This is a genomic window from Bradyrhizobium sp. USDA 4011 (genome assembly GCF_054063415.1).
This window is the reverse complement of the sequence record NZ_JBSSGG010000001.1, coordinates 6,053,418-6,078,150: the sequence shown is the minus strand read 5'-3', so window position 1 is coordinate 6,078,150 and position 24,733 is coordinate 6,053,418. Positions and strand designations below refer to the sequence as shown.

Sequence of the window (24,733 nt, the reverse complement as noted above, 5' to 3'; positions counted from 1 at the left end):
TGATGAAATTCACGACCGAGACATGAATCTCTTGTTCGCCGAAAATGGGTTGATCAGCGCATCAGCAGTGATTCAATCACATGTTGCCCCGCGATCCGCGACGCAGAAGAACCAGTCGCGCAATGACGCTCGGAGTGCGATCGAGACCGCCCCGATCGGACCCTACCTTCGGCGTCGTTCCAGCGGGAAGCTGCCTATGGGCTTCTTGGAAGTCGACTTCAGATACTTCGAAAGTTTGCGCTCGACCTTCGACCGATCGAAGGTTTCGCACTCCCACACCACAAGCACTCTCCATCCACGGCGACGCAACTCCTTTTCCGCGATCTTGTCGCGACGAAGGTTTGCAAGGAACTTCGACTGCCAAAATTCCGCGCGCGTCTTCGGAGTAGTAGTTCGAGCACATCCTTCGTGCCGATGCCAAAAGCAGCCGTGGACGAAGACGACCTTGCGCAATCTAGGAAAGACGAGGTCCGGGCTTCCCGGAAGATCCTTGCGGTGTAGGCGAAAGCGATAACCGAGACCATGAGCGACCCGCCGGACGATCATCTCCGGCTTCGAGTTCTTGCCTCGAACCCTCGACATCAAGGCAGAACGGCTTGGATCGATTGGAGGATCGTTCGGCCCAGATTTCACGATATCTTGGAACCCCGCGGATAGAAGTCGATTGGCTCGACGGGCGTACCTTGAAGGGAGACCAGGGGCGATTTGTTTGGATTCTTACCGAGCTGGCAATAATTCTCGATCGTGGAGACCAATCGACTTCTCTGATGCAAAGTGTACTTCTGAAGACGGCTCTGCATGGCGACGCCGACGCGGGCATCACGCCACTTTTGTTGGAAAACCTCCATCAAGGCGAACTCAAGAACGTCCAAGGGATGGGCCAACACCGAAAAGATGCGCGGGACCTCCTTGACCTTTCCTTCGAATTGGACATGAAGCATCGGATGACCGATCGTGCCCGGGTGAATGTCGAAGTGACATTCGGTCGACTCGGGCGCGTCTCGCCATTGGATCTTCAACGACGTCTTCCCGCCCGCGACGATCAAACGGTTCGGATGGCTCGGGTCCAAGGCACCGGTAAACGCGAATGAGATTTCCGCGAAGATCTCCTTGGTCAATGTCTGGAAGCTACGATAGTCCTTGCTGAACTTCGTGCGCACCGGATCCTCGGAGCCGCCGTGCTTGGTGCTCCAAATCACCGAACCGCCGCCTTGGCGAGCTTGTGCGGTCGCGCTCACAAGCTGATTTCTCAACCTGTCGAGCCGCGTCCAATCCGCCACGAACTTCTTCGACGCTTCCGCGAATGCGATCAAGTCCGCCTCCAAGGCATCTATCTCGATAGCGACAGCCACCTTCAGTTTTCCTCCAGATCCGACGGATCGCACATTGCCCTCAACGTACGATCCCTTTCGATCTCGGAACGTGGCAGCCAAGGTTCCATCGCTTCGGCAGGCCAGCCGGGTGGATGAAGCTGAACGAGTTGGTCGACCGGTCGAATGGAATCCTCTCGAAAGTCATCTGTCCACGCTACCGCGTGGGTCGATATCGGGACGAGAGGACCGACTTTTATGCCGGGTGCGACCTCAGCCAGGGCAGACTCGCGAGTCGCGGATCGCGCACTCACCTCTTCGAGTTGCCAGACCAGCTGACCGATTCCGGCGCGCCACCAGCGGCGCCCCAAGAAGTCGTGGAGCAATCCTTGATAACGACACTGATGCAGCCCCTCAAGCCAAGCTGTTTTTGCTTCCGCATTGGCAAGCGCCCGAAAGCCGTGCACCGTGAGCCCCAGCGACCAAGCGGCGAAGAGGTCCGACATCAGCATTCCGGGATAAGACAGCGCGCGCTGGCACAGCCATCGGATGACTTGAGCAGAGCCACGAACCGATTCCTGGGCGGACGGATCCATTTCGTTGACAGGTGGCCTCGCAGACTGCAGTTCTTCCTTCGCTCTCTCCGTCCAGATAGCGCCGGCTGGGATTCGCAGCAAGCCCTCGATCTCCCCGAGGCTCACTCCGTTCGAACCCGAAGCCTTCCGAACTTCTTCGTAGCTTAAAGCGAGGCTTGAGATGCGGTTCGCGATATCCTTTTCGTCCTTGAACGCGATCCACTCGACATCCAAGGTAGGTGCAAGCCGATGCTCCCGTCCTCGGAATGAACCGCCCAACGGGACCGACGCGCCGACGGCTGGAATTTCGTTGGCGAACGCGTCCTCTTGGTTAGTGAACATCACCAAGGGGGCGAGCTTCACACGACGAGTTCTCGCCCAGGAGCGAAGATGAGCAACGAAGCTCGCCCCATCCTGCGCCTTCATGGATAGACTGGGCGTTTCGTCGCGGAATTTGTGGTCGATCAATATCACCGAGGCTGATCCGACATGAGCGGTCAGTTGCTTGGAAAACTCCGCATCATCGTCTCCCGTGGGATCTATGACCTCGAGATCGAAGCGGGCCGGAAGGGACGGTAATGCCGCGTGCTCGTCGTCGATGGCCAAAACAAGCAATTTATCTTCCATGTGTCGCTATCCGTACCTCGACTGCCGTCGAAAATCCTTTGGAAGGCGGAACGAAAGCGATCGACCCGCCATATTCATCAAGAAGACTGCGCGTAATTGTCAGCCCGAGACCCATTCCTTGACCGAGCGTTTCATCGACCTCTGAAGTAGTCGACTTGAACGGTTCGAATAGTTTCTCGGCGTTCTTCAAGTCAACCGCCTCTCCCGTGTTTTCCATTCTGATGACGAGTTCGCCATCATCGGTCGAGGCATTCGTTTTGATCGTTCCGTCCTTGCCGGCGAATTTGACGGCATTGCCGAGGAGATTGCTGAACAGCGCCGAGACCTCGGCAGGAAACATGGGTGGCGTCTTGAGGTGCTCCGGGAGGGAGGTCTTGAAAGTGATCCCTCTCTTCTCGGCGGCCGCGGAGAAGAAGTCCGCGACCTTGTTGAATCGATCCAGAAGCGACTGGCGCGATCTCCGTTTTCGACCTTCGATCCCGGTCATATCGGCCAAGTAGACCGCGTTGCGTCTCAATCGATCCCGGATCTCACGTGCTTGTGCTGCAACAAGACTCAAGCGCCTCGACAATTTCTGGTCGGTCATCGAGGCGATCACCGCTTCGATCCCCTTCACGACGCCATCGCAGAGCACCGCGAGAGCATTCACTTCGTGGATGAAGGCGGCCTGTTCGAGGCCCATGGAGGCGACCACGCGGTACATTGCAGCCTCCGAAATCGACTCCGACGACAGCTCTCTCGCGGAAGAGACCCGTCGCTCCGCCTCCACTATCGTATCTTCGGCGACCTTGACGTCTCCCCGCGACAAGGCGACACGCGCGATTTGCAGGGATTTCAGCGCCTCGTCTTGCAGGGATGCGACGACGAAGGAGGTGGGAGCTTCCGCGACATCGGATCGATCGACGGCATCTTTCTGACGCCGCTGGTTCTCCTTCCTGGCCCGAGAGAAATCGGTTCTTGCCGCAGAGTTCTGTCTGATCTGTAGATCGATTCCGAGACGCACCATTTCCACGACAAAGTCCAGCTCCCTTCCGGGTAGGAAGCCCTCGCGGTTGACCAACATCTTCAGACCGGAAGCTCCTTCTCTCGTAAGGAAGACGGCTCCGAAGAATTGACGGTTGCCTTGGATGACCAATCCTTCTCGGCCGCCGCCGGCGGGGAGATTCCAGGAGGAATATCGGCGCAATCGCCCGAGCTCCTGTTCTCCGCGCGTTCGATAGTCCCGATCCAAATCGAGCCAATCATCGGTCGGATCCCCATAGGGCAGGACTCGAAAGCCCTCGTGATAGACGCGAATTCCGAGGAAAGCTTTCGGCCAAGAGGCGTAATTTCTCTGGAATATCCTCGCTTGGAAGCTGATCGATGGCGCATCGCGCAATTTGCGCTTCAAGTGGAACGGCTCTGGTTTCGCTACTTTCGGATCGTTGAAAGCGACTAACGTGGGCAATACGGCGATACGTAGCACCCGGGTCAAGGACTCGTATTCGACCTCGATTATCCACGCGGCACTCTCCAGCGCCGAAGCCAGTTCCGGTTCGCGAAGAGAAAACTCGCCCCCGAAGGTTATTTGGAAGCCAGCATCCCTTTGCGCGTCTCGTACCCGTACGGTGTCGAAGACCGACTTTTCGTCCTTTATGAATTTACTCGGAAGGGGGGCCATCAATGCCGAAGGCGGCGTCAGCGTGACGACTTCCGTAAAGAACGAATCCAGCGCTCTTGGAGTCCACGTGCGCCGCAGCCCGTGTATCGTGAACCGCGTCCCGGAGCTCCGCCCCTTCACTTCCGGACGAGGAAGGTGATCCACGACGACGGCGTTGGAACGCGCTACTTCGGCGAGCGTCTCAAGCTTTTCGATCCGATCCCAATCGATAGTGGCCTTGACGCCGCTCGAAGCCGCGAAACCAGTTACGTCGTCTCTCGCCTTGCCGTCCCATTTGCGAGACACGACCGAAAGCTTGCGGCCCAACTTGTGCGCGGCAAGCCGGCCCACGCCCTTCTCGCCGGTGAAGCGGCGTTTGAACCATCCGGAACGCCGATCGGCAGTCTCCTTCGTCCGTCCGGCGATGCGTAGAAATCCCTTCTCGAAATCAGCCTCGTCCATCCCGGTGCCGTCGTCGGCGATCGAGATCGTGCCCTTGCTCAGTTCGTTGAGGTCTCGCCCGACGATTTCTACTTTCGTGGCATCCGCATCGTAAGCGTTCTTGATGAGCTCGACGAGGGCCGTGGAATCGCGCCCCACCAACAGCTCGCCTAGCTCTCGGAACAACTTGGTGTCTACGGTAAAGCCTGCCACGTGGAAGTCCCTTGCGCAACCTATTGTAGAGAAAACGACGCTCACACCAAGACAATTTGCTCCAGGAAGCGCTTGTAGCAGCGGATGAACCCACCCTTCACCTTGGGAGCCTTTTTTTCCAAAGCCGCAGCGAGTCCGCCCCCCAGCAGTTTCTCGTACAATGGAGTAAGACGGTCATCAGGGGCAAAGATCGCGTAGACGCCGTGCGAGGGGATCCTCCCCTCGGGGTCGAAGGCGACCCGAGGAACCTTCGCGAGCTCCGGAATCAGCAGCTTGGGGCGCGACCAATCGACGGCGCGAACACGGTCGATGGTGCGGTACCAGGGAGCGCCGTTCTCGACGATGGACCGCTTCTTCAACGGCTTGGAAAATCGCCTAAGTCTCGCAGCCAATTTGGGTAAATTCCGCAGATCGCGCAGCTGACCATCCTCACCGTACATGGTTATCACGCGGCGCCCTCGCCAGCGGATGAGCCCCTCCTCGATCTCCGTGCCATCCACCCAAGGAACGAGGAGTTCGGCCTCGACTTCCTGCTCGTCGGGCGTGAGGACGTAGGCTTGGGTGTGTCCCAATGCCGGCCCGACCTTCACCACGTATCCCGCCTCCCTCAAGGTGCGTTCCGCGCCACCGGCTGCACGGACGACGAGCGGGTGCCGGGCCGTCGTCTTCTTCGCCGCCAGGATCGACGGATATGCATCGACTTCGCGCATGAATGCACTGGCCGCGGCAACGCTTTCCTCGGCAATCACGTCGAGACACGGCAGCCATTTGGTGCGGAATTGAGCAGCGAATGCCATGAAGCGCCATCGGTCCGAGCAGAGAAAACCACACTTCCCGCCCAATCGCATTTGATCGAGAGCCCGGTCCAAGAACGGCAGAAAAAGATCGCCGCCGGTCATCTCGCTCGGCAGCGAGCGATCGTAACTGCTCCGCAATTTCGCGGGTATCTTTGACCATCTGATGTAGGGCGGATTTCCGACCACGTGCGAGAACTTCTCCCGCGGCGGGGCTGACAACAGAAAATCGCCCTTCACCACCCATCTCGACGCGAGGGATGAGGCCGTCCGAGGATGGAGACCCAAGGTCAGCAGGGTCGTCGTCACCTTTCTTCGGCAAGACGTGGCTGCGGGGGCATAAAGCTCATAGGCCAGAATGCAGTGTCCGATGTTCTGCACATTGGGCTCGATCCCGAAACGCCGACACGCGACGATAAGCCGCCGTGCAGCCTCACTCACGAACGCGCCATCACCGGCCGCGGGCTCAAGCAGCCGAAAATCGAACGCCCGGGCCGACGACTTCCAGCCGACCGCATCGAGGATGCGACAGACGACCTCGGGTTTGGTGTAAACCCCGCACCTCCGATGAAGCTCGCGCACCTCGGTCCGCGCTGTTTGCGGACCAGGCGCAGATGAGCCACGATTAGCTGTTGATGGGGAAGGAGAAGGCATCTGGTATCCGTGGTGGCCGCGTACGCACTATGTCATTCAGTAGTCGAACGAATTATGTTCGATCAGGGATTCTCGTCGGGTTAATAAAATGCGGGTTGCGGGGCTTTTTTCGGGAATCGGCGGGTTCGAGCTCGCCTTCGCGCAGGCGGGTTTCAAGCCCACGCTGCTCGCGGAGATCGATCCGGATGCGCACCGTGTGCTGAATGTCCGTTTCCCGGATATTGAGCTGTTCTCGGACGTCAGAGACCACATGGAGATCTCCAAGGACGTCTCCGTCCTTACCGCGGGATTTCCCTGTCAGAATCTGAGTATGGCCGGTGACAAGACAGGGATCGACGGACAGAAGTCGGGCATCGTAAGCAGGATGTTCGAACTGATCGGCCAATCGTCGATCCCGACAATCGTAGTCGAGAACGTCTATTTCATGCTCCAGCTCGATCGCGGTCGGGGCATGCATTGGCTGGTGCAACAGTTCGAGGTGCAAGGCTACAAGTGGGCTTATCGTGTACTCGATACCATGGGTTTCGGTCTCCCTCAGCGACGACGGCGCGTTTATCTCGTCGCAAGCAAGGAGCTGGACCCACGGTGCGTCCTGTTTGCCGATCAAGCCGTGGCGGCGCAACAAGAAACCGTAAGTCTCGCACGCCCCGTCGGTTTTTATTGGACCGAAGGGCGAACCGGTGTGGGACTGACGGCGGATGGCATTCCACCACTCAAGGTCGGCTCGTCCGTAGGCATTCCTTCCGCGCCGGCCGTACTCTTTCCCGACGGTGAGGTGCTGATGCCCAGCCTACGAGCTTGTGAGCTGCTGCAGGGATTTCCTGCAGGATGGACCACCGTGGACGGCGCCCCTCCCCGCAGCCGACGGCCGGAATGGCGCTTAATCGGCAATGCAGTTTCCGTTCCGGTGGCACATTGGGTCGCCGGACGGGTAATGACGCCGGGGCAGCTTCTGGACTTCCCGCACAAGGCGCTGGAGGACGGCCAGCGATGGCCGGATGCCGCCTGGAACGTAGGCAGCGGCCGCTTCCGCGTGGAGGCGAACGACACACCCAAGATTTCTCAAACGCCCTCGATATCCACTTTTCGTGATTCGGCATGGACGAGGCTTTCGGATCGAGCCCTCGACGGATACATCAAACGGGTAGTCGCCGGGGGGCTTCGGGTGCCGCCCGGGTTCGTGGAGGCCCTTCGGGCCGCGGAGCGAAAGATCGTTCGCGCTGCCTAACCGGACAAGCTCATCGTTCCTGCTGGTCGTCGTCGTGGAGAGCCAAGTCGGGACGCGCCGCTTCGACGCACAAAATACCATTGACTCGACTTGAGATTGCCTAGCATTGCTTTGAAAACGCCGGGCTGACAGCTGATCGAGCAGGCGCGCTGCCGAAGATCGGTACGCTTGCGGCGGTGCGCTCGAACAAAACAGCGATAGGGCCGCAAACCAAAACTGGCGCCAGCCGAGCGGAAGGCGGCCCTGGCGCTGTGCTTAGCCGATCAGACACAAAGCCGTCGGCCCGGGTTTTATGTTGCAGCTCGACGATTTCGCGGCTCAAGCCACCTATCCCGGATGATCGGACTGCTTCGGAGAATGCCGCTCAAGAGGAAGCTCGTACCGGAACGTGAGACGCAATCCTTCACACTTCGTGCGGCGCTGCTCGATGCGCGGCCAGCGGAAACCGGTGGACGGGATCACGTAGTAGAGAAACGCGAAGCACTGCAGCATACCGCCGGCAAAGATGTCATTCGCGATCTGCCGGTTTTTCTCGGAACCGATGAGCTCTTCAAGCCCCGCTGGCCGTGAACGCTCATCAGGAAACAACTGAAGATGATTGCAATAATATCCTTTTGCTTGTCGACCACCTGGTGCTGCGGGGATGTCCAGAGCTGCATGGCGCCGGTCGCGTCCCTCGATGCTTTCAGGAACGTGTAGAAGGCAGTAATATCGTTAACGACCGCGGGATCGAGGGACGCCAGATCGCTTGCGTTGGCTTTGAATATTGTGAAATAGTCGCTCATTTCGGGCAGAGTCCGCGAAACCAACCGCGCCTGTCGCTTCCATTGCAGATGTGGATGCATTCGCCGTTTGTACCGGCGCATTTTCCGACACCCCTATCCTCTCATAGAGCCTTATGAAATCGCCAATGATGTTGGCCGAGGCGACGACGCGCATGATGCTAAGAATCTCGCTGGCGAATAGGTCGATCGTCGCCAGCCGCTTGATCGCGGCGTTGTATGTTCGACGCAAAAGCTCGATGAACGTGCCGAATACCGCCGTCCCGAAGATGATTTGGAGTCCTGTGCCAAAACCTTGAGCGGTATCGGTCAGATGGGAGCCGAGGATGACTGAAAGGGCATTGCTATGCCACCAGATAAATGAGCGCGGCGATTCCAAGATCGACATTGTACCCGGCCAAGATACGGCGCCGCGTCGTGCGTTGCCATGCGTCCTCGACGCAACTCGAAGTTTATTTGGTGATCGCATGCTCGACGACGAATTTAACAAGCAGCGGGCCAGTCTGGTTCGCGACCTCGCCAGCCGCGCCGACCCTTTTATCAAGCGGCGCCTGCTCGATCTGGCCTCGCGCTATGAGAAAGGGTCACCCAAGACCAAGCCGCTGCCGATCCTATCGCTGAACGACCCGCGCACTTCGGACCGGTCGGACAGCAGCGACGCCGACTAGGTCATTTGGAGCTGTCGTGTTCGGTCTTAGGCTCGGAGCGTTCACACCCTGCCGTCGCGCGCCTGCTCAGCAAACGCGATGACGGCTTCGCGGACTTGCTGATCCTTGATCTCCGAAAAGGCCCGTAACAGCCTCAACGCCCGCAACTGCTCCTCTGTGGCTTTCATGATGCCTCCGACCAAAAGTATACGACGGGGAGCACGCCGGGTCACTAAAGTGCGGCGCGCTTCGACTTAACCTTGAATGCGGGACGTCAACGGGCTCGGCAGTCTCAGCACTGCGAACGCCTGAGGAATTCCGGCAACCATGAAATCGCCCTGGCGATCCGCCGGGCCTCTTCGCACGAGAGGAAGTTGTTCGCGTATTTGTGTTTTGTCGCGGCGAAGATCTTCACGATGCGCGACCCCGCAGATGAAGAAGCCGTTGGCGTCCTCTCATGCGGCACCTGTGTCCGGGTCCCCCGTCCTCCGCCAGCAATAGGCGAGCATCGAAGAGACTTCGATGCTCGCCTGGAAACCCGAAATCCGTCCTCGTGCTCTTCTATCACCCAGGGCGCTTGAAACGTCCAGAGATCTCCGAACAGGAAAGTGACTTACATTGTCAAGTCCGCGTCAATGTCGATCGAGGCCAAGCTTTGGAATTTTGCAAAGCTTCCGGAAAAGCGCGTCCACTGGGAATTCACCGTAGGAATCTGCAACCGCCTTCAGACCGTGGCCCGTAATAGCGTCCAGGATATCTCGAGCAAGCCCATGCTTGCGTCCCAGCGTTCTGATCCGATGACGCCAGGAATGGCTCGGTGACAGGCGAGGATCCTTCAATCCGAGCTGACGTACGAAGCGACCGATCATTTTCGTGCCATTGCCACCGCGCTTACCGAACTTGTCGGGCGAGAGATCGGCAAAGACCGGTCCAGACTTGACCTGAGCAACGTAGTTCAGCAGCCCGCTCTCACTGAGAGCGGGATGAACGGGGACGATGCGCTCAGAGCCCGAGGTCTTCAGGGACCCTGCTTCTGGAGCAAATTTCATGCACCAGATGTCCTCGATCTGGAGGACGTCCTCGGAACGCAATTGGCAAATCTCGGAAAGGCGAGCGCCAGTATAGGCGCCGATCCAGGGCACCCACCGCTTGACGGGGTCTCGTTCTGACAAGGCCGCGCGCAGGATGATCTTTGCCTCCTCGTCAGTGAAGCTGCGCTTCTTCTCTCCCTGCTTGCTTTTGGTCTCCAGCGAGATGCCGTCGGCGGCATTGGACGCGACCAGCTTGTTTTGAACGCCCCACTGCAAAATCGCGCGCACAGGTGACAACTTTGACCCTTGAATGGTCTTTCCGCGGAGGCCGGCGGCAACCATTGACCGCTTCCACTCGACGAGGTTGTCGCCAGTGACCCGATGCGCGTCGCTGTGACCGAGATACTTCTCAAGCTCTCTGATCACGCGTGACCATTCGTAGACAGTTTTGGCGACCGGCCGGCGCTCAGCCTTCCAACCATCCAGCAGGTCCTGGAAGGAAACCGCTCGCTGCGGTGGGACGGGAATTGGCGACAACGGGGTCATCCCAGCAGGTGAGAAGAGCGTAGAGGCTATAAACTCGCCCTTGGCCATCCTCGACAGGGTGACACTTGCACGTTGGACGGCTGCAGCGACAGCGCGAGCCAGAGTTCGTCGGCTCTGATCATCAACAACGAGCCCCCGTTGCGAAAGGCAGTCGTCTGCCGCCCGCAAACACCATTCTTCCATTTGGAAGATCTTTGTCGCGGCATCATCAACCGCGATGGTTGAGAGGTCGAACAAATGATCCAGCTCGGTCGAAGTGAGCCGCTTCGGCGGTGCGAAGATGCGCTCCCCGAGTTCGATGTCCCAAAAGGCTTGTTGGCTCGGATTGTCTCTATGCTGTTCCAGCCAGCGATCATGCGCAACGACCGCCAACTCGTGCGCCTCGCGCTCCGTCAACGACTTCGGGCCCTTGCGCAGGTTCGCCCATCGCGCCTCGAGCTCGGCCAGGGCCTTGGCATGGCGAACTTTCGCTCCTCCGCCGGATCGCGAGTTTGAAGGCTGAGCTTCTCCTCGCGCTTGCCAACGAGCTTGCGCAGGTCGTCAGGTACGACTTTTCGGAGCTGATAGATTCCCGTTTTCGGGTGCTTCCAAGGACGTGACATTGCGAGCGGCATTGTACCACTTCTTTGTACCAACGAGGTAGCGTCAAGCCATTGAATTTGCTGAATTGCCTTGGACAACAGGCCCTTAGGAGAGCCGTGGTGCCCAGGGGCGGGGTAACCGACGTAACGCCGACAGGAGGCGAGAATGCAGAACAGCTACGATAGTTTCCGTGACCATTCAGTAAAGTGCTGCGCCATTTGCGGTGGCAAATTCGGGCTGATCCGCCACTATAGTTGGCGAACGGCCCTCTGCTCCAGAAAATGCCTCGACCGTTTCACGGCGCGGCGAGAGGAGGACCGAATGTGGCTACGGCGGTTGCGAGCGGTCTACGTGGAACCGAATACCAACTGCGTTTGAAGGAGCTGCAAAATTATCATGCACGAGCTTCTTTCGAACGTGCCCCGACCGTCCGATCGCGAAAAAGGGGAGGCGCATGGGCCGGGCTGGATGCGCCAAGCGACGCTCCAGAAGGCAGAATAGCAACTTTCGCTCGCAAATCATCCCGGGGCGGCCGCTACCGGGATGTCCAAATCGGGCTTGAGTGGCGTGTTGCTTCGCATTTGAGACGGTTGTCCACGCTGTGAAATTCGCGCTTGCGAATCATGGAGCGGCACGGCCCCGGACCCTATATTTTCGAGGGCTGGCTGCAGGTCACGTACGAGATTTGGTAAAGTGAGAGGATACCGCAACTACGATTGCTCTACGGGATGTCGCCTTTCCTCCTCACGGCGTCCACAGGCGCTGGGCTCAAGTCGAAAGATCTTGCTCGACTGGGAGCCCCGCTGTTGCTGATTGCGAGGCGTACTGGATGAAGGTGGGAGCGCCCGGCTCTAATGGATGGGCACACGGGCGCGTACTGGCAGCTCTCTACGATCGACAGACGCTTCTCGATCCAAGATGAGTGTGTCTCGGAGACCTCGATGCACTGCGCTGCCCGCGTCGAACCGCGGCGCCAATGTCGGGTAATCGCACAGTCACTAATGGCATTCCGACGAACCAAATAGGACATGCCGCTTACTGGACACTCGCCGCCGGCTTGTGAGCGACGAGCGAGCATAGTCGAAGAGCGGGGTGCACAAATGTACGTGGCGTACGAAAGAGAACTGGATGACCGCACACCGAGCCAAGCTGGTCTATGTCTACGTGCGGCAGTCATCCGTGAACCAGGTGCGCCAGCATCAGGAGAGCACCGAGCTGCAGTACCGCCTCCGCTCGATGCCAGGCTGGCGCGATTGCGGCTCTCCGGTATCCGCGGCCAGCTTGACAGCCTTCTCGACAAGGCGATGCACGCGAACCTGTCGGCGCGTGCGACGCTGAGGCCAGCGTAAGCGGATAGAGTCGTCGAGCGGGAGGCTCTTCAATTGGCTCACCCTGTGGCCATGCAACGCTTGGGGCGCTCGGCTGTCTACAGCGTTCGCCTCTTACTGGACTTTGGTTGGGCATCGAATGGAGAGGTGAAAAACATCACCCTTCGAGCAGGAAAGGAAGGCGAGATAATGATGCGGGCGACCGCACCATCTCCGGCCGATCCGCAGCGAAGGCTCATGACTGCTGAGATTTTGATCGACGGTTTATCACGAGGGCCTATCTGTGAAGCTCTCGTCTCAACTGTGCTGGGTTAGGAGTTTGAAATGAGCGAGGCTTACGTGATCCCAAATTTACCAGAGCGAGGTACTAGAGCATGATGTGTTTATACGGAAACGTACCTGAATTTTTGAGATAGTTGGCGCACTCCTCCTTGGAGAAGACGTCGAGGAGTTCGCCGACCTTGCGCCAAGTCGCTTCGACATCACGCGGCTGCGCGGCTCGCATCAGGTGTTTGAGCTTGGCGAAGACCTGCTCGATCGGATTGAGGTCGGGGCTATAGGGCGGCAGGAAGAGCAGATGGGCTCCTGTGGCGCGGATGGCGTTGCGCGCCGCCTTGCCCTTGTGACTGCCGAGATTGTCGAGAATGACGAGTTCACCCTTTGCGAGGGTCGGCGCCAGCACCTGCTCGACATAGAGGGTGAAGAGCTCGCCATTGATGGGGCCGTCGATGACCCATGGCGCGCTGATCCGGTCGTGGCGCAGCGCCGCGATGAAGGTCATGGTCTTCCAATGGCCGAAAGGCGCAGACGCCTGGAGACGTTGCCCACTCGGTCCCCAGCCTCGCAGCGGCGCCATGTTGGTTTTGATCCAGGTCTCGTCGATAAAGACCAGGCGCGAAGCGTCGATCCTGCCCTGATGGGTCTTCCAGCGCGTCCGTTTACGCGCGATATCGGGGCGATCTTGTTCGGCCGGCAGGATCGTTTTTTTTGAAGCTCAGCCCTTCGGCATGGACGAACGTCCACACTGCCCGCACGTCGGTCTTGATCCCGCGCGCAGCCAGTTCCTGCGTCAGCTTCCGCAAAGTGAATGGGCCGGAGCGAATGCGTTTGCGCAGCCAGTCGGCATTGGTGCCGGACAGAACCGGCTTCTTGTGACCGCCGATCTTGCCGGGAGAAACGCCTCCGGTCTCCCGCCGCAGATTCTTCCACTTCGTCACACAGGAAGGACTGATCTGAAGCGCTTCTGCAATCGAACGAACGGTCTCGCCCGCGTCAGCCCGCTCCAGAGCGAGTTCACGAAGATCTTCCGAATAGGGTCGCGTCATCCATGCTGGCCCCCGTTCCAGCATGGAGTTTGAATCAGAAATTGTCCCCTCTGGGAATCCCGATTCCGGCAAAAAACAACATGCACTAGTGCAGCGATTTGGACCACCCAGAACTAGAGTTTTGCGCTTCTTTCACGGTGGCGGGCTGGTGTCGCCATCGCGGTTATGCGGCAAAATCGGCGCTCTGTTGCCGATTGCCCCATGCGGACGTTCTTCATTGTACAACAAGATTCAAGAACGCCCACAGGATCGTTTTTCGCGAGGTACTTTATCGGCATCATCCTTGGTTTGGTCGCGGAGTTTGCGTTCATGGGGCCATCGACAAGGCTGACGATATCATTTTTCGCTGCGCCCTGGACGAGTCGCAAGCAGATCGTTGGCTGGAAGTGCCAGCATGGATGTTCGACCGGACGGCATGCCCTGACCCCACGCTTTTGACAGCTCAGCCATTTGTTAGCATCGATGCACTTGCGGCGCTTTCTGCGCTTCTCGATTTGGCGTTAAAGGATCGAACGCGGCGCTGACCAGTCTGATGACGCAGTTGATCCTCGACCATGCTGCGACGACAGCGACGCCGCGCGCGATCGCGAGAGCAGCGCGTTGCAATACGCCATGCGGGACCGGCTGACGGCGCTCGGGTGTCAGAGATCGAAGTGATCGATGCTGATCTCGGTCGTTCCGCCGCCGGTGGGGTCCAACGCGCCGGCTTCGAGCGGATGGTCGCAGAGGTTTGCCTTGGTAAGGTTGGTGCGGTTTGCGCCCGCGAGGTCTCGCGCTTCGCTCGCAACAGCCGGGATTGGCAGCAACTCATCGAGATCTGCCGTGTGGTCGATACCGTTCTGGTCGATCAGGAGACCATCTCTGCGCCGAGGCACGGTAACGATCGCCCTGTTGCTCGGACTCAAGGGCAGCCTCAACGAGTACGAGCTGGATCTGTTGCGCCAGCGCTCGCTCTCGGCCCGCTACGAGAAGGCGCGCCGCGGCGAGCTGGTTGTGGCGGCGCCGATCGGCTTCGTGAAGTCCGGCGACCGTTATGAGAAAGATCCGGATCGCCGTGTCCAGGAAGCGATCACGCTGGTGTTCGACAAGGTCGAGGAGCTGGGTAGCGCGCGACAGGCGCTCTGCTGGCTCCACGAGTACAATCTCGATCTGCCGGTGAAACGGATCAACGGCGATACGGCCTGGCGGCGCCCGAGCTACTCCGCCATCCACCGGATCATTGAGAACCCGGTCTACGGCGGCGCCCATGCCTATGGTAAGACGGCTGGCGCGGCGGGATACGGCGCCGATGCCATGAGCGTGAAGATCCGCCGCAAGGCGCGGAACGAATGGTTGGCGCTGAAGCCCAATACCCACGAAGGGTATGTGAGCTGGGAGAGGTTCGAGGCGATCCGCACCATGGTCAGCAGCAACGTTCCCACCAGTCGGCATCACGGAGCGCCCAAGCAGGGTGACGCGCTGCTGGCCGCTCTGCTCCGGTGCAAGCGCTGCGGCCGCAAGCTCATGCTCCGCTACTCCGGCATGAAGCACCATATCCCGCGCTACAGCTGCAACCGAGCTTGGATGGACTTTGGCGGTGCCCACTGCATCGCCTTCGGCGGACTGCGCGTCGACGATGCAATCGAGGAGGCACTGCTCGGCGTCGTCGGTCCAGGCGCTATCGCCGCGGCGACCGCTGCCGCTAGGGAGGCCAGGGAACGGCGGGATCGGGTGCGCGAGGCTCTCAGTCGCGACCTCGAAGCGGCGCGCTATGCCGCCGACCGGGCCTTCCGGCAGTACGATGCCGCTGACCCCGTGAACCGGCTGGTGGCAGGCGAACTCGAAGCGCGCTGGAACAGGGCGCTCGGCCACGCGGCGGAGGTCGAGGGCAAGGTCGCCATGCATGATGCGGCGATGCCCGCCCCCATTGCCGATCCAGCCTCGCTTGGCGTTCTGGCCTCGAACCTCAAAACGGTCTGGGATGCGCGACGACGGATGCGCGCCTCAAGAAGCGGATTGTGCGCACCGTCATCCATGAGGTGGTGGCCGATATCGACGATGCGGCCTCCGAGATTATCCTTATCGTCCACTGGGTCGGCGGCGTTCACAGCGAGATACGCCTGCCCAAGCGCCGGTGCGGGCAGCGCAACAGCACCTCCGCCAACATCATCGAAGCTGTACGCTAACTGGTGCTGATCGCCAGCGACGAGCTGATCGCCGGCCTCCTCAATCGCAATGGCCTCAAGACAGGTAACGGCAATCGCTGCACGCGCGAGCGCGTCACCTCGATGCGCTCGAACTATCGCATCCCGGTGTTCAAGCCCGCCGAGGACGGGATCGAGCCCTGGCTAAACCTGAGCAACGCGGCAAAGCTCCTAAAGATTGCGCCCAAGACGCTCCGGCTCGCCGCCGAAGCCGGCGAGATCGCAGCCATCCATCCGCTATCGGACGGCCCGTGGATTTTTGCTCGCGCCTCGCTGACAACAGCTGCTGCTCAATCTATCGCTGAACGAGCCCGACAGAATCCAAGATACCCCACGGGATCACATCCCGATCAGCAAAATCTCTTCTCTTCAACAACGTAGACAGATGGGTGTTCTGATGCGCGATTGTAGTATCTGCGCCAAGTCTCCACCTTTTCCTGGGCGTCCGCAAGGCTGAGGAACCAGTGGACGTTGAGGCATTCGGCTCGGAAGCGACCGTTGAAGGCCTCGACGAAGGCATTGTTTGCCAGGCCGCGAGAAGTCCAGCGTGACGCCGCGCTGGTAGGCCCACAAGTCAAGCTCGCGCGACACTAACTCGCTGCCCTGATCGACGCGGATCGTCGCCGGGAATCCCATTTCCTTGCAGGCCCTTTCCAGGATCGCCACGACGTCGCTGCCGCGGGGCTGCAGCGCCGGCGAGAAGCGGGAGAAGATATCGACGATCGTGAGCACGCGCAGCTTATACCAATCCGCTGAGGTGCTGGCTCACGGCGGCCTTCCCAAATCAGAGGATCGATGATTCCTATGTGGCAACTGGAGGGAGTTGCCATGGGCCAGCCGATTGCGGTTCGAAGGGATTTTGCAGCGGTTGAGGTGCGCCGGCTGCCGCGGCGAGCGAAGGACAGTGATCAGGTCCGGCGCCTTCTGGCGATCGCTGCCGTGCTCGATGGCGCATCGCCGGCGGAGGCCGCCAAGGTCGGCGGGATGGACCGGCAGACGCTTCGCGACCGGGTGATCAGATTCAACGAGCAAGGGCCTGACGGTCTGGTCAATATTCCCGCGCCAGGTGCGCCGGCGAAGCTCAACACCGAGCACCGGGCGTTTCTGGCGCGGATCGTGGACGAAGGGCCGACCCCGCCGATCCATGGCGTGGTGCGCTGGCGGGCCTGTGACCTGATCATGCGGCTGTATGAGGAGTTCGGCATCTCGGTGTCAGACGATACGGTCTATCGAGCCCTCAAGGACCTCGGCTTCTCACACGTCAGCGCCCGGCCGAGAGCCTACAAGCAGGATCCCGAGGCGATCGAGGCATTTAAAAAAAATTCCACGCTCGCGTGGAGAAAATCCGCAGTAGCCTCGCGCCGGACACGCCGGTAGAGGTGTGGTTCCAGGATGAGATGCGGGTGGGGCAGAAGAACAAGCTCACCTATCGCTGGGCTAGAAAGGGATCGCGGCCGCGGGCCGCTCACGACCAGCGTACGCAGTCGACCTACCTGTTCGGTGCGGTGTGCCAGGAGCTCGGAACCGGCGCGGGACTGGTTCTGCCCTTCTGCAACAGCGAGGCCATGCAGCTTCATCTCAACGAGATCGCAAGCAAGGTCAGCCCTGGCGCTCACGCCATCGTCATCCTCGATCAGGCCGGGTGGCACGGAGCCAAGGAGCTGAAGATCCCGCACAACATCTCGCTGATGCAGTTGCCGCCGCGTTCGCCCGAGCTCAACAGTCAGGAGAATATCTGGCAGTTCATGCGCCAGAATTGGCTGTCAAACCGCGTCTTCAAATCCTATGACAACATCGTCGATCACTGCCGTTACGCCTGGAACACTCTCATCGATCAGCCGTGGAAGATCATTTCAATCGCGCTCCGCGATTGGGCCTACATCGGTCCATCAATTTGAGGATTGGTATTATATTATGCCCCGTCGCCAACTGATCGTGGACAAAATCCATCGCCCAGGTCTCGTTCGACCGCGTCGCCGGCCGGCGATCGTCGCGCAGCTTGCGCCTTGACGCCGGCGCTTCGGCGTTTTGTTGCGCAATTGCAGGCCCAACTCGCGATAGATGCGCGGGGTCTTGTTCTGGCCGTGGCGCCATCCCTCGCGGCGCAGCAGAACGTGGACACGGCGGTAGCCGTAGCCAACGCGGGCATGACAGATCTCCCTGATCCGATGTTCGAGGGCAGCCTGGCCGGAGCGACGCGACTTGTAATGGTAGGTCGACCGGTCGAACTCGAGGGCTTCGCAAGCCTTGCGGATCGAGACCTGCCACTCACCGCAAACCTCGTCGACCAGCTTGCGTTTCCGGCCAGGCTTCATAGCTTTCGGCGGATCACGTCCTGCAGCATCTCCTTGTCGAGCGACAGATCCGCCACCAGCTTCTTCAGCTTGCCGTTCTCGTCCTCGAGCTGCTTCAACCGTCGCATCTCGGTCAGCAGCAGTCCGTCATACTTCTTCTTCCAATTGAAATAGGTAGCCTGGCTGATCCCGGCCTTACCGCAGATCTCTGCCACCGCAACGCCATCGTTGCCCTGCTTCAGGATGAACGCCTTCTGAGCGTCCGAACGAAGCCTTCATCGTTCTTCGCTCCTCCCAGCCGGGAATCGGTGCGAAAACTCTAGTCAAGAATGGTCCAGTTTGCCGACCTCGGATCGGTTCGGGCCGGACTCTAACTCCTCGTGGAGGAAATACGCAGTGGCAGGTCGAGGCCTTTCGAGTAGCAGACGATATCGGGCGCGACGTTGGCCTGCTCACACGCAAAAAATGTTCCAATGCGGCCCCAGCCGGTCATCACCTCGTCGGCGATGAACAGAACCCCAGATGCTTCGCAGATCCGCTTCAATCTCCTTGAGCGCCCTCGCGGGAGAGATCGGCACGCCGCCGGCACCCAATATGAGACGCTCGACGAAATGCTGCAGGAATTTCGTTCCTACCTGTTCATGACCTCTCACAGGAAACGGGACGGAGGTAACTCCGAACATCAGGGGTTGGTATGTTGCGTTGAACACGCCTCGGGCGCCAACCGACATCGCCCCAACCGCATCGCCAATGCGAACTCACTGTTTGCCGATATTATGCCAAGAGCCGAGCGCGAATCGAACATGCAGCTGGCACACGGCACTTGGCTCAAAGCCCAAGAACCTCATCGTCATCAGGCAGACCGAGCCCGCTTCATAATGCTCACCTTTCTATCTCGTTAGAGTCCCAGTTCATTTTGTAGCGGATTGCCAGACGGCGGACGTCGGAGGCGCCGCGCGGTGCGGCTCGTTTGACGTCAGGACGCTCAAGATCGGCTGCTTTGATGATCCAAGGTGCCCCTTTGCAAAGCTGGCTCGCCGCGAGCTGGCCGTCCTTGATCAGACGTCGCACGGTTGATTGGCTGACGGAGAGGGCCGCCGCAGCCTCGTCCAGAGTGGCCTCGCCGCGGTCGCGGCGCTCGCCTTCGCGATAGGCTGCGATGTCGTTGTGGCTGCGCAAGCTGCACACTCGCGACTTGGTCCAGCCATTGCCGCGCCCCGGGTCTTGCCGGAGCGGTTGAGCACCGACGCGATCGCTTTGTCTGGCATCTGCCGCGCCAGCACGCGCACGAGATCGACTGTCTCTCCCGCTGCGCTCCAGCGGTGCTGGCCGGAGCGATTCTTCTTGACCTTGAGAGCGGAGTGGTCGCCGCCGTGCCAGCGGATCACTAGATCGAGCGCGTTGTCCTCGACGCGGACGACGATCTCGTCGATCAGCGTTCGCACGATCCGCTTGCGCGTCTCGGGTGCCACGCCGGCACTCGACCAAGCACGCTCCAGGTCGGCGCCTAGCGTCATCAGCCGCTCCCTGTCGGCAGGTGTGAGATCAACAGCGGGCGAAGCCGTCAGTCCCTCCAGCTCGGTCTCCAGATTGCGCACGACCGCCAGCCGGTCATTCCATCGCTTTTCCAGCTCGGCGGCGACGAGGCGATTATCGGGATCGACGGCATCGTATTGGCGGCGCGCGCGCCCCACCTCATAGCGAGCCTGCTCCAGCGCCAGCTCGACTTGGCCGCGTTTGTCTTCGTTCGCACGGCTGCGCGCGGCCTGCGCGGCGAGTGCCGCCTTCGATACCGAGCGGCTGCAGGCGCTCGATCACTTCGGCGGCCACGTCACGATCAATCCGCATGCCGCCGAACGACATGCAAGGGTCACCGCCATGATTGTTGGCGCCGCCCCGACAATGGTAGCGACCAGTGTTGCCGTCCTTGCCGGAGTAGGCGACGTGAAGTTTGCGCCCACAATGGCGGAGCGCAGCAGGCCGGCGAGCAGAGCCTCACCTCGGCGCAGGGCACCGCGGCTCCTCGGGTTCTTGCCGTTGGCGTTGTCCGCAATCAGGTCGAGGTTCGGGCAACGGAACGCGCTCGTGTCTGAACCAGAGGTGCACCTGACGCACCGACTGCATCTCGGTGAACTTGGCGAAGACGAGTGCGATCGCCTCGCCGACGCGCCGATCCGGGTCCTTCTCGATGCGGTTGTGGCCGACCCGCACGTAGCCGACGGCGACGGTCATGAACAGCTCTCCCGGCGCGCCTTCTGCTTCAGCGCTTCGAACGAGCGCTGGCGCAATACCGACAACTCCATCTCGCTCATGGTGCCCTTCATGCCAAGCAGTAGGCGATCGTTGGGCTGTCGCGGATCGTAGACGCCGTCCTCGTCGGCGATCAGCGTGCCGACGAGACCGCAGAACTCGAGTAGTGTGTGCCAGTCGCGACCGTTGCGTGCGAGCCGCGACGCCTCGATCGAGACCACGACCCCGACGCGTACCTCACAGATGGCGGCCAGCAGCTTCTCGAAACCGGGCCGCGCGACGCCTCCGCCGGAGCGGCCGAGATCGTCATCGATGACGGCAACATCGCTCCAGCCCAGCTGTCGCGCGCGCTCTGGCAAATTGTACTGACGGCGTTTACTTTCCAGGTTGTGGACGACCTGATCAGACGTCGACTGACGGATGTAGATGACGGCCTGACGGGCGACGTGCTCAGGCGTGATCTTGCTCATGAGCGGCCTCCCTCATCTCTGTGATTGGCGTGCCTATCTCGATATTGCTCCGTCGGCGAGGGCCTCGACCAGCAGCCCCTCGATCAGGCGGACCAGAGTGCTTCTCTGCGACACCGGAATCGCCGGCGTCTGGCGATCCGCCTCGAACAGGCCCTGTTGCAAGTGGCGTCTTGGTTGCATGATCCCCTCCTTCAGGCGGGGATCATGCCCCGCCTTGACAGGCGATAAGCACACGATTCGCGCCCGCAGCTCGACGAGCCTTTCGACAGCCAACCGAGGGCTTGCTGTGAGCGTTGCAGAGCGAGCAATATCCTCGCTCATCCAGGCCGGGATCAGGGCGAGTGTCCCGTCGGGCTGCACCACGACCAGATGGTCCTCGCCGGCGAAGCGCTTGCGGTGCTCGACCTGCACCATCTGCCCGGCCCGAGGATGGAGCGGATAGAGGATCAAAACCTCGAACGTCGGACACCCGGCATTGTGACGCTGTCTCGACCAGTAATGGCAAAACCTGGCTGGCCTGTGCCTTCGGACGTCAGGCCGCTAGGCTCGATCATTCCGTCCTCCACTTGCGGATGCCAGGCCTGTTCGAAGCCCTCGCCATGGCCCGGCTCGACGGTCGCTGCCCACGTCTTTCGACAAGCTCGCGCTCGTCCAATTGCTTATCGTGGACGATTGGCGCACCCACACCCTCAATGACCCGCCGCGCCTCGACCTCCCGGAAATCTTCGAAGAGCGCTACAAGCGCAAATCTACCCTGATCACGGCCCAAGCTGCCTGTTGCGCAATGGCACGACAGGGCGGAGAATCCGCCATCGCCGACGCTATCCTCGACCGCATCATCCACAATGCGCACTGCATCGCCCTCGAAGGCGACAGCGTGCGGAAGAAAAAGCTGCGCCTGACCAGCGCTGAAAACAGCGAACCAATCTTAAGTAAAATCAGGCAACCAAGTCCGCTGCAGCATCACTGTCCGCAATTTAGCGAAACTGCTGTCCCTTGGCTATCGAAACCACTTTCCGGCTTTCGCGAAATACGCAATTAGTATCACTTTATCGACCTGTACGCCCTTACGCGTCGCTTTGGTTTGTGTCTGTTCGCTGGCACTCATGCTACGCCTCTTTCAGGTTTAGTTTTTGGTTTTCGAACGCCGTCTTAAGGGCGGCTCGATCGACAAGACATTTGCATCGACCGCATTGTAGGTACGCTTGATGACGAGTCCATGTTCGGCTTAACGATCGTTTCGTGGATGTTGAGGCGCGCAGACGTTTCCTGTTCTGTCAGCATGCTGCGATCTCGCAGCAGCGCGAGCGCAGGCCGTAGTGCTGGACGAGCTACGCGACCTTCAAGTGCCGTGAAGCCGCATCGTTGCGGCCGCGCAGGCCAACTCTCGAGTTTCCCTGTACACACGATCCCTGTCCAATCCCGTCTGAGGAAAAGAGCCGAACAGCTGACAAAGCTGCCCGGATTGTCGCATCCGCGACACGGTGTTGTTCTTGGCCTGCTTCTGCACTCGTGTAAGCGACTGCACCGTTGATGGAAATCGTTGTGACCCTATATCTGCGCGGTTGGCACGGCTTTTGAAATTTCCTTGTCTAGAACCGCAAGAAGCTGCCCATCGATATCGGGGGTGAGCAAGGTATTCATGCGGCCGGTCTTCGCCAGAGCTCAAGCCTCGCCAATAGGGAGATCCAAATGCGTGCGACGCTGAAAACATTGTCACCCTTTGATTCCGCCATGGTCGCCCATTTGGACCTTGAGCCCGAGCAAGAACAGTTCGTGGATCCGTTGGATTGGGTATTTGCTCAACTTCTAAATAGCTCATATCCTGAACTAGAGCACCCGTTCGCGATCGTCTTTCGCCATGAGGTTGTTGGTTTTCTCGTTCTTCGCGAAAAGGCGGCTTCACCTGAATGGGCGCCGCCAAACGTGATCACATCGCATAGTCTTCGGATTGGCCGCGCATACCAAGGGAATAGATATGGTGGGGCAGCGGTTGGGCTTATGGCTGAATGGGTATTGACAAATCGACCAGGTATCAACCGTATCATGGGAGCCATCAACGCGCGCAATTTAACGTCTAGAAACGTTCTTCTGAAGGCTGGTTTTCGAGATACGGGCGCTACTCACTTAGGCCCAATCGGGCTTCAGAACATTGTTGAATACCAGATCAGTTCGGGATGATTAGCTCGGTCCTGCTGCTCTTTTGACTATCCTGGCAGGCATTTGTGAAGAAAGCCGTGTGGATTTTACCAGTCTTAGCCACAACTGTGTGGTTGCTGCCACTACACGACGCCCGTCGGCCTTGCGTAAGGGTGCGACCTCCCCTACTGGACTCAGTTGGAAAGACATGATGCTTTCCACGATCGTAATGCAGGTAATCGGACGGCACCGATGATGCGATCGAACTCACCAAGCGGGACGATTGTTGGTTCTGAACTCGAAACAAAACAATCCGGCGGCGCGATGAAAGATCGCGTGGCAAAGTACAGTCGTCACCGCGCTCCAGGAAGACTATGCTAGTCTCGCCGAAGAACCGATCGGCCAACTTTAGGACGCATCGACGCGATGATCCCGAGGGAGCCGGGCGATCGCGTGCAGACAAGGCAAACCGCCCGGACGCTGTTCCTCTCGCCCGGCTGGTGCGCGCCGGGCTCCCTCAAGCCGTAGCCCACGCGGCACGCTGGCGGGCCGCCTTCCAGCTCCAGGCGAACGGCTCATGCAGCTGATGGCCCTTGGTTCGCCCGGAAACGATACGCTTCAACACGTCCCCTAGGTAGGCCTACGGATCGAGACCATAGAGTATTGCCGTGTTCACGATTGACGCCAGGATCGCCCGGCTTTCAGCGCCACCTTCGCTGCCGCTAGACAATGAGTTGCGTCTTCCCATCGCGATCGGGCCCATTGAACGCTCGACCGTGTTGGAGTCAACCTCGACGCGACCGTCACGGAGAAACAGCGTCAGCTCTTCACAGTTGCCTCCGCGAACTTTGAGCGGGAGAAGAGCTGGCCGACTATTGCCGTTAATTGCCCCCTGAGCGCCGCCATCAACGGAGCGGCCCTAGCGCGGCCGGCGTTGGGCTTCACAGACGGCGTTCACAAGATCATCGCCAATCTCACCACAACATCACACGAGCGCCACCGCACCGGCAAATTCTTGAAGCGAACGGCGCGAAGAAGAGGCGAACCGTCAGCGATCGGCACTAAGTGGCATTGACGAACATGCGGTTGATGCAAGGCGAGACTCCTGGAAAGCAACCAAACATGTCCTAGACCCTATGTTCGCGATCTGAGGTGACGGGCGGCCTGCCCCGCCGCGCATCGCTCCGGCCACTGCAACCGAAATCGTCGCCTTATGCACATCCAGCCCTACGAAAATGCTATCGTTCATCAGGCCCGCTCCCCCTGCTTGAGGCTCGGCGCCGGACCATCCGGCGCAACCCTCGATCGGAGCTTGCCGCGGGGCATGCCGCCCGTCACCTCAGATCGCGAACATAGGGTCTAAGTCTTGGGTGATTCCAAAGAGTCTCCATCAGACCGAAGACCTGTGTTCGTGAGCGAGATCGCCTTGAAATCGCTCCCGGCGTGAGGCCAACCTCGATCTGAGCTAATTACAGCAATCAGGGTACGACGGTATTGCCGTGCATGCCCCGTCGCAGCCCCCTCGACATCACTTAACGGAGCTGCAAACAACGGTTCAACCATCTATGAGCCACAGCCTCTTGCCCAAACAGTGCCGACGCCGAGTCAGCGAATATGGATTTCGAAACGGCGGTCACCGCTTGCACCCTGCGGTAAGGCGTGACGCCAATCGTAC

27 protein-coding genes and 3 pseudogenes are annotated in these 24,733 nt (G+C 59.8%); 11 read left to right on the top strand and 19 right to left on the bottom strand.

The features are described 5' to 3' along the window. Window positions 1-162 precede the first annotated feature (162 nt). The 5 genes from ACVW1C_RS28665 to ACVW1C_RS28645 are packed head-to-tail and all read right to left on the bottom strand — an operon-like array spanning window position 163 to window position 6,181. Window positions 163-633 carry a very short patch repair endonuclease gene (locus ACVW1C_RS28665; protein ID WP_456761211.1) on the bottom strand — a complete coding sequence of 157 codons (471 nt, stop codon included), beginning with the start codon at window positions 631-633 and terminating at the stop codon, window positions 163-165. Further along, on the bottom strand, window positions 630-1,352 hold the full coding sequence (locus tag ACVW1C_RS28660; protein WP_456761210.1) for a hypothetical protein: 723 nt from the start codon (window positions 1,350-1,352) through the stop codon (window positions 630-632). The genes ACVW1C_RS28665 and ACVW1C_RS28660 overlap by 4 nt, the downstream gene beginning before the upstream one ends. Window positions 1,353-1,354: 2 nt before the next feature. Next, complete coding sequence (locus tag ACVW1C_RS28655) at window positions 1,355-2,512, bottom strand: hypothetical protein (protein ID WP_456761209.1); 1,158 nt, start codon at window positions 2,510-2,512, stop codon at window positions 1,355-1,357. After that, window positions 2,502-4,805, bottom strand: a complete 2,304-nt coding sequence (locus ACVW1C_RS28650) for a sensor histidine kinase (RefSeq protein WP_456761208.1) — start codon at window positions 4,803-4,805, stop codon at window positions 2,502-2,504. The genes ACVW1C_RS28655 and ACVW1C_RS28650 overlap by 11 nt, the downstream gene beginning before the upstream one ends. 41 nt (window positions 4,806-4,846) lie before the next feature. After that, window positions 4,847-6,181 (bottom strand): Eco57I restriction-modification methylase domain-containing protein, encoded by a 1,335-nt coding sequence (locus ACVW1C_RS28645; RefSeq protein WP_456761207.1) that lies wholly within the window; start codon window positions 6,179-6,181, stop codon window positions 4,847-4,849. 160 nt (window positions 6,182-6,341) lie between these two features. Here ACVW1C_RS28645 and ACVW1C_RS28640 point away from each other — a divergent pair, with 160 nt between their 5' ends. Continuing rightward, on the top strand, window positions 6,342-7,481 hold the full coding sequence (locus ACVW1C_RS28640) for a DNA cytosine methyltransferase (RefSeq protein ID WP_456761206.1): 1,140 nt from the start codon (window positions 6,342-6,344) through the stop codon (window positions 7,479-7,481). Window positions 7,482-7,838: 357 nt separating this feature from the next. After that, a complete protein-coding gene (locus tag ACVW1C_RS28635; RefSeq protein ID WP_456761205.1) occupies window positions 7,839-8,051 on the top strand; it encodes a hypothetical protein in 213 nt (70 codons plus the stop codon). Between the two features lie 144 nt (window positions 8,052-8,195). On the opposite strand, the gene ACVW1C_RS28630 is transcribed toward ACVW1C_RS28635, so the two are convergent. After that, complete coding sequence (locus ACVW1C_RS28630) at window positions 8,196-8,651, bottom strand: hypothetical protein (RefSeq protein ID WP_456761204.1); 456 nt, start codon at window positions 8,649-8,651, stop codon at window positions 8,196-8,198. Between the two features lie 79 nt (window positions 8,652-8,730). Here ACVW1C_RS28630 and ACVW1C_RS28625 point away from each other — a divergent pair, with 79 nt between their 5' ends. Next, on the top strand, window positions 8,731-8,931 hold the full coding sequence (locus tag ACVW1C_RS28625) for a hypothetical protein (RefSeq protein ID WP_456761203.1): 201 nt from the start codon (window positions 8,731-8,733) through the stop codon (window positions 8,929-8,931). Between the two features lie 41 nt (window positions 8,932-8,972). Here ACVW1C_RS28625 and ACVW1C_RS28620 read toward each other — a convergent pair whose 3' ends face one another. The 4 genes from ACVW1C_RS28620 to ACVW1C_RS28605 form a co-directional block, all read right to left on the bottom strand. Continuing rightward, the gene (locus tag ACVW1C_RS28620) at window positions 8,973-9,098 is read right to left on the bottom strand and encodes a hypothetical protein (RefSeq protein WP_456761202.1); all 126 of its coding nucleotides are present in this window, start codon (window positions 9,096-9,098) and stop codon (window positions 8,973-8,975) included. Between the two features lie 444 nt (window positions 9,099-9,542). After that, on the bottom strand, window positions 9,543-10,859 hold the full coding sequence (locus ACVW1C_RS28615) for a site-specific integrase (RefSeq protein WP_456761201.1): 1,317 nt from the start codon (window positions 10,857-10,859) through the stop codon (window positions 9,543-9,545). 20 nt (window positions 10,860-10,879) lie between these two features. Continuing rightward, window positions 10,880-11,089 carry a DUF6538 domain-containing protein gene (locus tag ACVW1C_RS28610; RefSeq protein ID WP_456763202.1) on the bottom strand — a complete coding sequence of 70 codons (210 nt, stop codon included), beginning with the start codon at window positions 11,087-11,089 and terminating at the stop codon, window positions 10,880-10,882. Window positions 11,090-12,764: 1,675 nt separating this feature from the next. After that, window positions 12,765-13,722 (bottom strand): IS630 family transposase gene (locus ACVW1C_RS28605; protein ID WP_456763201.1). Its coding sequence is split into 2 segments (ribosomal slippage): window positions 12,765-13,385 and window positions 13,387-13,722, totalling 957 coding nucleotides; the frame shifts between segments, so codons are not numbered across the junction. A 554-nt stretch (window positions 13,723-14,276) separates the two neighbouring features. Here ACVW1C_RS28605 and ACVW1C_RS28600 point away from each other — a divergent pair. The 3 genes and pseudogenes from ACVW1C_RS28600 to ACVW1C_RS28590 all read left to right on the top strand — a co-directional run. After that, a pseudogene (locus ACVW1C_RS28600) lies at window positions 14,277-14,516 on the top strand (recombinase family protein); the annotation flags it as partial. A gap of 97 nt (window positions 14,517-14,613) precedes the next feature. Continuing rightward, window positions 14,614-15,897, top strand: a complete 1,284-nt coding sequence (locus ACVW1C_RS28595; RefSeq protein ID WP_456761200.1) for a recombinase family protein — start codon at window positions 14,614-14,616, stop codon at window positions 15,895-15,897. Further along, on the top strand, window positions 15,891-16,286 hold the full coding sequence (locus tag ACVW1C_RS28590; protein WP_456761199.1) for a hypothetical protein: 396 nt from the start codon (window positions 15,891-15,893) through the stop codon (window positions 16,284-16,286). The genes ACVW1C_RS28595 and ACVW1C_RS28590 overlap by 7 nt, the downstream gene beginning before the upstream one ends. On the opposite strand, the pseudogene ACVW1C_RS28585 reads toward ACVW1C_RS28590, so the two are convergent. Continuing rightward, a pseudogene (locus ACVW1C_RS28585) lies at window positions 16,256-16,646 on the bottom strand (integrase core domain-containing protein); the annotation flags it as partial. The gene ACVW1C_RS28590 and the pseudogene ACVW1C_RS28585 overlap by 31 nt on opposite strands. Window positions 16,647-16,733: 87 nt before the next feature. Between ACVW1C_RS28585 and ACVW1C_RS28580 the strand changes: the two are divergent. Further along, a protein-coding gene (locus ACVW1C_RS28580; protein WP_456761198.1) for an IS630 family transposase occupies window positions 16,734-17,803 on the top strand; the annotation gives its coding sequence in 2 pieces (ribosomal slippage) (window positions 16,734-17,228 and window positions 17,231-17,803; 1,068 coding nt in all). Here the strand turns inward: ACVW1C_RS28580 and ACVW1C_RS28575 are convergent. Further along, window positions 17,778-18,444 (bottom strand): annotated as a pseudogene (locus tag ACVW1C_RS28575) (transposase); the annotation flags it as partial. The gene ACVW1C_RS28580 and the pseudogene ACVW1C_RS28575 overlap by 26 nt on opposite strands. 125 nt (window positions 18,445-18,569) lie before the next feature. Beyond that, a complete protein-coding gene (locus ACVW1C_RS28570) occupies window positions 18,570-18,692 on the bottom strand; it encodes a hypothetical protein (RefSeq protein ID WP_456763200.1) in 123 nt (40 codons plus the stop codon). On the opposite strand from ACVW1C_RS28570, the gene ACVW1C_RS28565 reads away from it, so the two are divergent. Then, window positions 18,673-19,101, top strand: a complete 429-nt coding sequence (locus ACVW1C_RS28565; RefSeq protein WP_456763304.1) for a hypothetical protein — start codon at window positions 18,673-18,675, stop codon at window positions 19,099-19,101. The genes ACVW1C_RS28570 and ACVW1C_RS28565 overlap by 20 nt on opposite strands. On the opposite strand, the gene ACVW1C_RS28560 is transcribed toward ACVW1C_RS28565, so the two are convergent. The 5 genes from ACVW1C_RS28560 to ACVW1C_RS28540 form a co-directional block, all read right to left on the bottom strand. Then, window positions 19,082-19,270 carry a hypothetical protein gene (locus tag ACVW1C_RS28560; protein ID WP_456761197.1) on the bottom strand — a complete coding sequence of 63 codons (189 nt, stop codon included), beginning with the start codon at window positions 19,268-19,270 and terminating at the stop codon, window positions 19,082-19,084. The genes ACVW1C_RS28565 and ACVW1C_RS28560 overlap by 20 nt on opposite strands. Continuing rightward, window positions 19,258-19,893, bottom strand: a complete 636-nt coding sequence (locus tag ACVW1C_RS28555; RefSeq protein ID WP_456761196.1) for a hypothetical protein — start codon at window positions 19,891-19,893, stop codon at window positions 19,258-19,260. The genes ACVW1C_RS28560 and ACVW1C_RS28555 overlap by 13 nt, the downstream gene beginning before the upstream one ends. A gap of 301 nt (window positions 19,894-20,194) precedes the next feature. Next, on the bottom strand, window positions 20,195-20,431 hold the full coding sequence (locus ACVW1C_RS28550) for a hypothetical protein (RefSeq protein WP_456761195.1): 237 nt from the start codon (window positions 20,429-20,431) through the stop codon (window positions 20,195-20,197). Continuing rightward, a complete protein-coding gene (locus ACVW1C_RS28545; protein WP_456761194.1) occupies window positions 20,428-20,919 on the bottom strand; it encodes a recombinase family protein in 492 nt (163 codons plus the stop codon). The genes ACVW1C_RS28550 and ACVW1C_RS28545 overlap by 4 nt, the downstream gene beginning before the upstream one ends. A gap of 33 nt (window positions 20,920-20,952) precedes the next feature. Then, window positions 20,953-21,333, bottom strand: coding sequence for a hypothetical protein (locus ACVW1C_RS28540; protein WP_456763303.1), 381 nt, complete (start codon window positions 21,331-21,333; stop codon window positions 20,953-20,955). Here ACVW1C_RS28540 and ACVW1C_RS28535 point away from each other — a divergent pair. The 3 genes from ACVW1C_RS28535 to ACVW1C_RS28525 all read left to right on the top strand — a co-directional run bounded on the left by ACVW1C_RS28535 (window position 21,261) and on the right by ACVW1C_RS28525 (window position 23,100). Further along, window positions 21,261-21,677, top strand: a complete 417-nt coding sequence (locus ACVW1C_RS28535; RefSeq protein WP_456761193.1) for an ATP-binding protein — start codon at window positions 21,261-21,263, stop codon at window positions 21,675-21,677. The two genes, ACVW1C_RS28540 and ACVW1C_RS28535, sit on opposite strands and share 73 nt — an antisense overlap. Further along, the gene (locus ACVW1C_RS28530; RefSeq protein WP_456761192.1) at window positions 21,584-21,961 is read left to right on the top strand and encodes an ATP-binding protein; all 378 of its coding nucleotides are present in this window, start codon (window positions 21,584-21,586) and stop codon (window positions 21,959-21,961) included. The genes ACVW1C_RS28535 and ACVW1C_RS28530 overlap by 94 nt, the downstream gene beginning before the upstream one ends. Before the next feature lie 650 nt (window positions 21,962-22,611). Further along, window positions 22,612-23,100 (top strand): GNAT family N-acetyltransferase, encoded by a 489-nt coding sequence (locus ACVW1C_RS28525; RefSeq protein WP_456761191.1) that lies wholly within the window; start codon window positions 22,612-22,614, stop codon window positions 23,098-23,100. A gap of 598 nt (window positions 23,101-23,698) precedes the next feature. Here the strand turns inward: ACVW1C_RS28525 and ACVW1C_RS28520 are convergent. Continuing rightward, window positions 23,699-23,875 (bottom strand): IS66 family transposase, encoded by a 177-nt coding sequence (locus tag ACVW1C_RS28520; protein ID WP_456763199.1) that lies wholly within the window; start codon window positions 23,873-23,875, stop codon window positions 23,699-23,701. Between the last annotated feature and the right edge of the window lie 858 nt (window positions 23,876-24,733).

Bases quoted from the DNA above. Each gene is read 5' to 3' on its own strand.
- ACVW1C_RS28550 (WP_456761195.1), bottom strand. From the start codon at position 20,431: ATGACCGTCGCCGTCGGCTACGTGCGGGTCGGCCACAACCGCATCGAG.
- ACVW1C_RS28610 (WP_456763202.1), bottom strand. From the start codon at position 11,089: ATGTCACGTCCTTGGAAGCACCCGAAAACGGGAATCTATCAGCTCCGA.
- ACVW1C_RS28625 (WP_456761203.1), top strand. From the start codon at position 8,731: ATGCTCGACGACGAATTTAACAAGCAGCGGGCCAGTCTGGTTCGCGAC.
- ACVW1C_RS28640 (WP_456761206.1), top strand. From the start codon at position 6,342: ATGCGGGTTGCGGGGCTTTTTTCGGGAATCGGCGGGTTCGAGCTCGCC.
- ACVW1C_RS28565 (WP_456763304.1), top strand. From the start codon at position 18,673: ATGCGGCCCCAGCCGGTCATCACCTCGTCGGCGATGAACAGAACCCCA.
- ACVW1C_RS28635 (WP_456761205.1), top strand. From the start codon at position 7,839: ATGCCGCTCAAGAGGAAGCTCGTACCGGAACGTGAGACGCAATCCTTC.
- ACVW1C_RS28540 (WP_456763303.1), bottom strand. From the start codon at position 21,333: ATGGTGCAGGTCGAGCACCGCAAGCGCTTCGCCGGCGAGGACCATCTG.
- ACVW1C_RS28620 (WP_456761202.1), bottom strand. From the start codon at position 9,098: ATGAAAGCCACAGAGGAGCAGTTGCGGGCGTTGAGGCTGTTACGGGCC.
- ACVW1C_RS28630 (WP_456761204.1), bottom strand. From the start codon at position 8,651: ATGTCGATCTTGGAATCGCCGCGCTCATTTATCTGGTGGCATAGCAAT.
- ACVW1C_RS28545 (WP_456761194.1), bottom strand. From the start codon at position 20,919: ATGAGCAAGATCACGCCTGAGCACGTCGCCCGTCAGGCCGTCATCTAC.
- ACVW1C_RS28525 (WP_456761191.1), top strand. From the start codon at position 22,612: ATGCGTGCGACGCTGAAAACATTGTCACCCTTTGATTCCGCCATGGTC.
- ACVW1C_RS28570 (WP_456763200.1), bottom strand. From the start codon at position 18,692: ATGACCGGCTGGGGCCGCATTGGAACATTTTTTGCGTGTGAGCAGGCC.
- ACVW1C_RS28655 (WP_456761209.1), bottom strand. From the start codon at position 2,512: ATGGAAGATAAATTGCTTGTTTTGGCCATCGACGACGAGCACGCGGCA.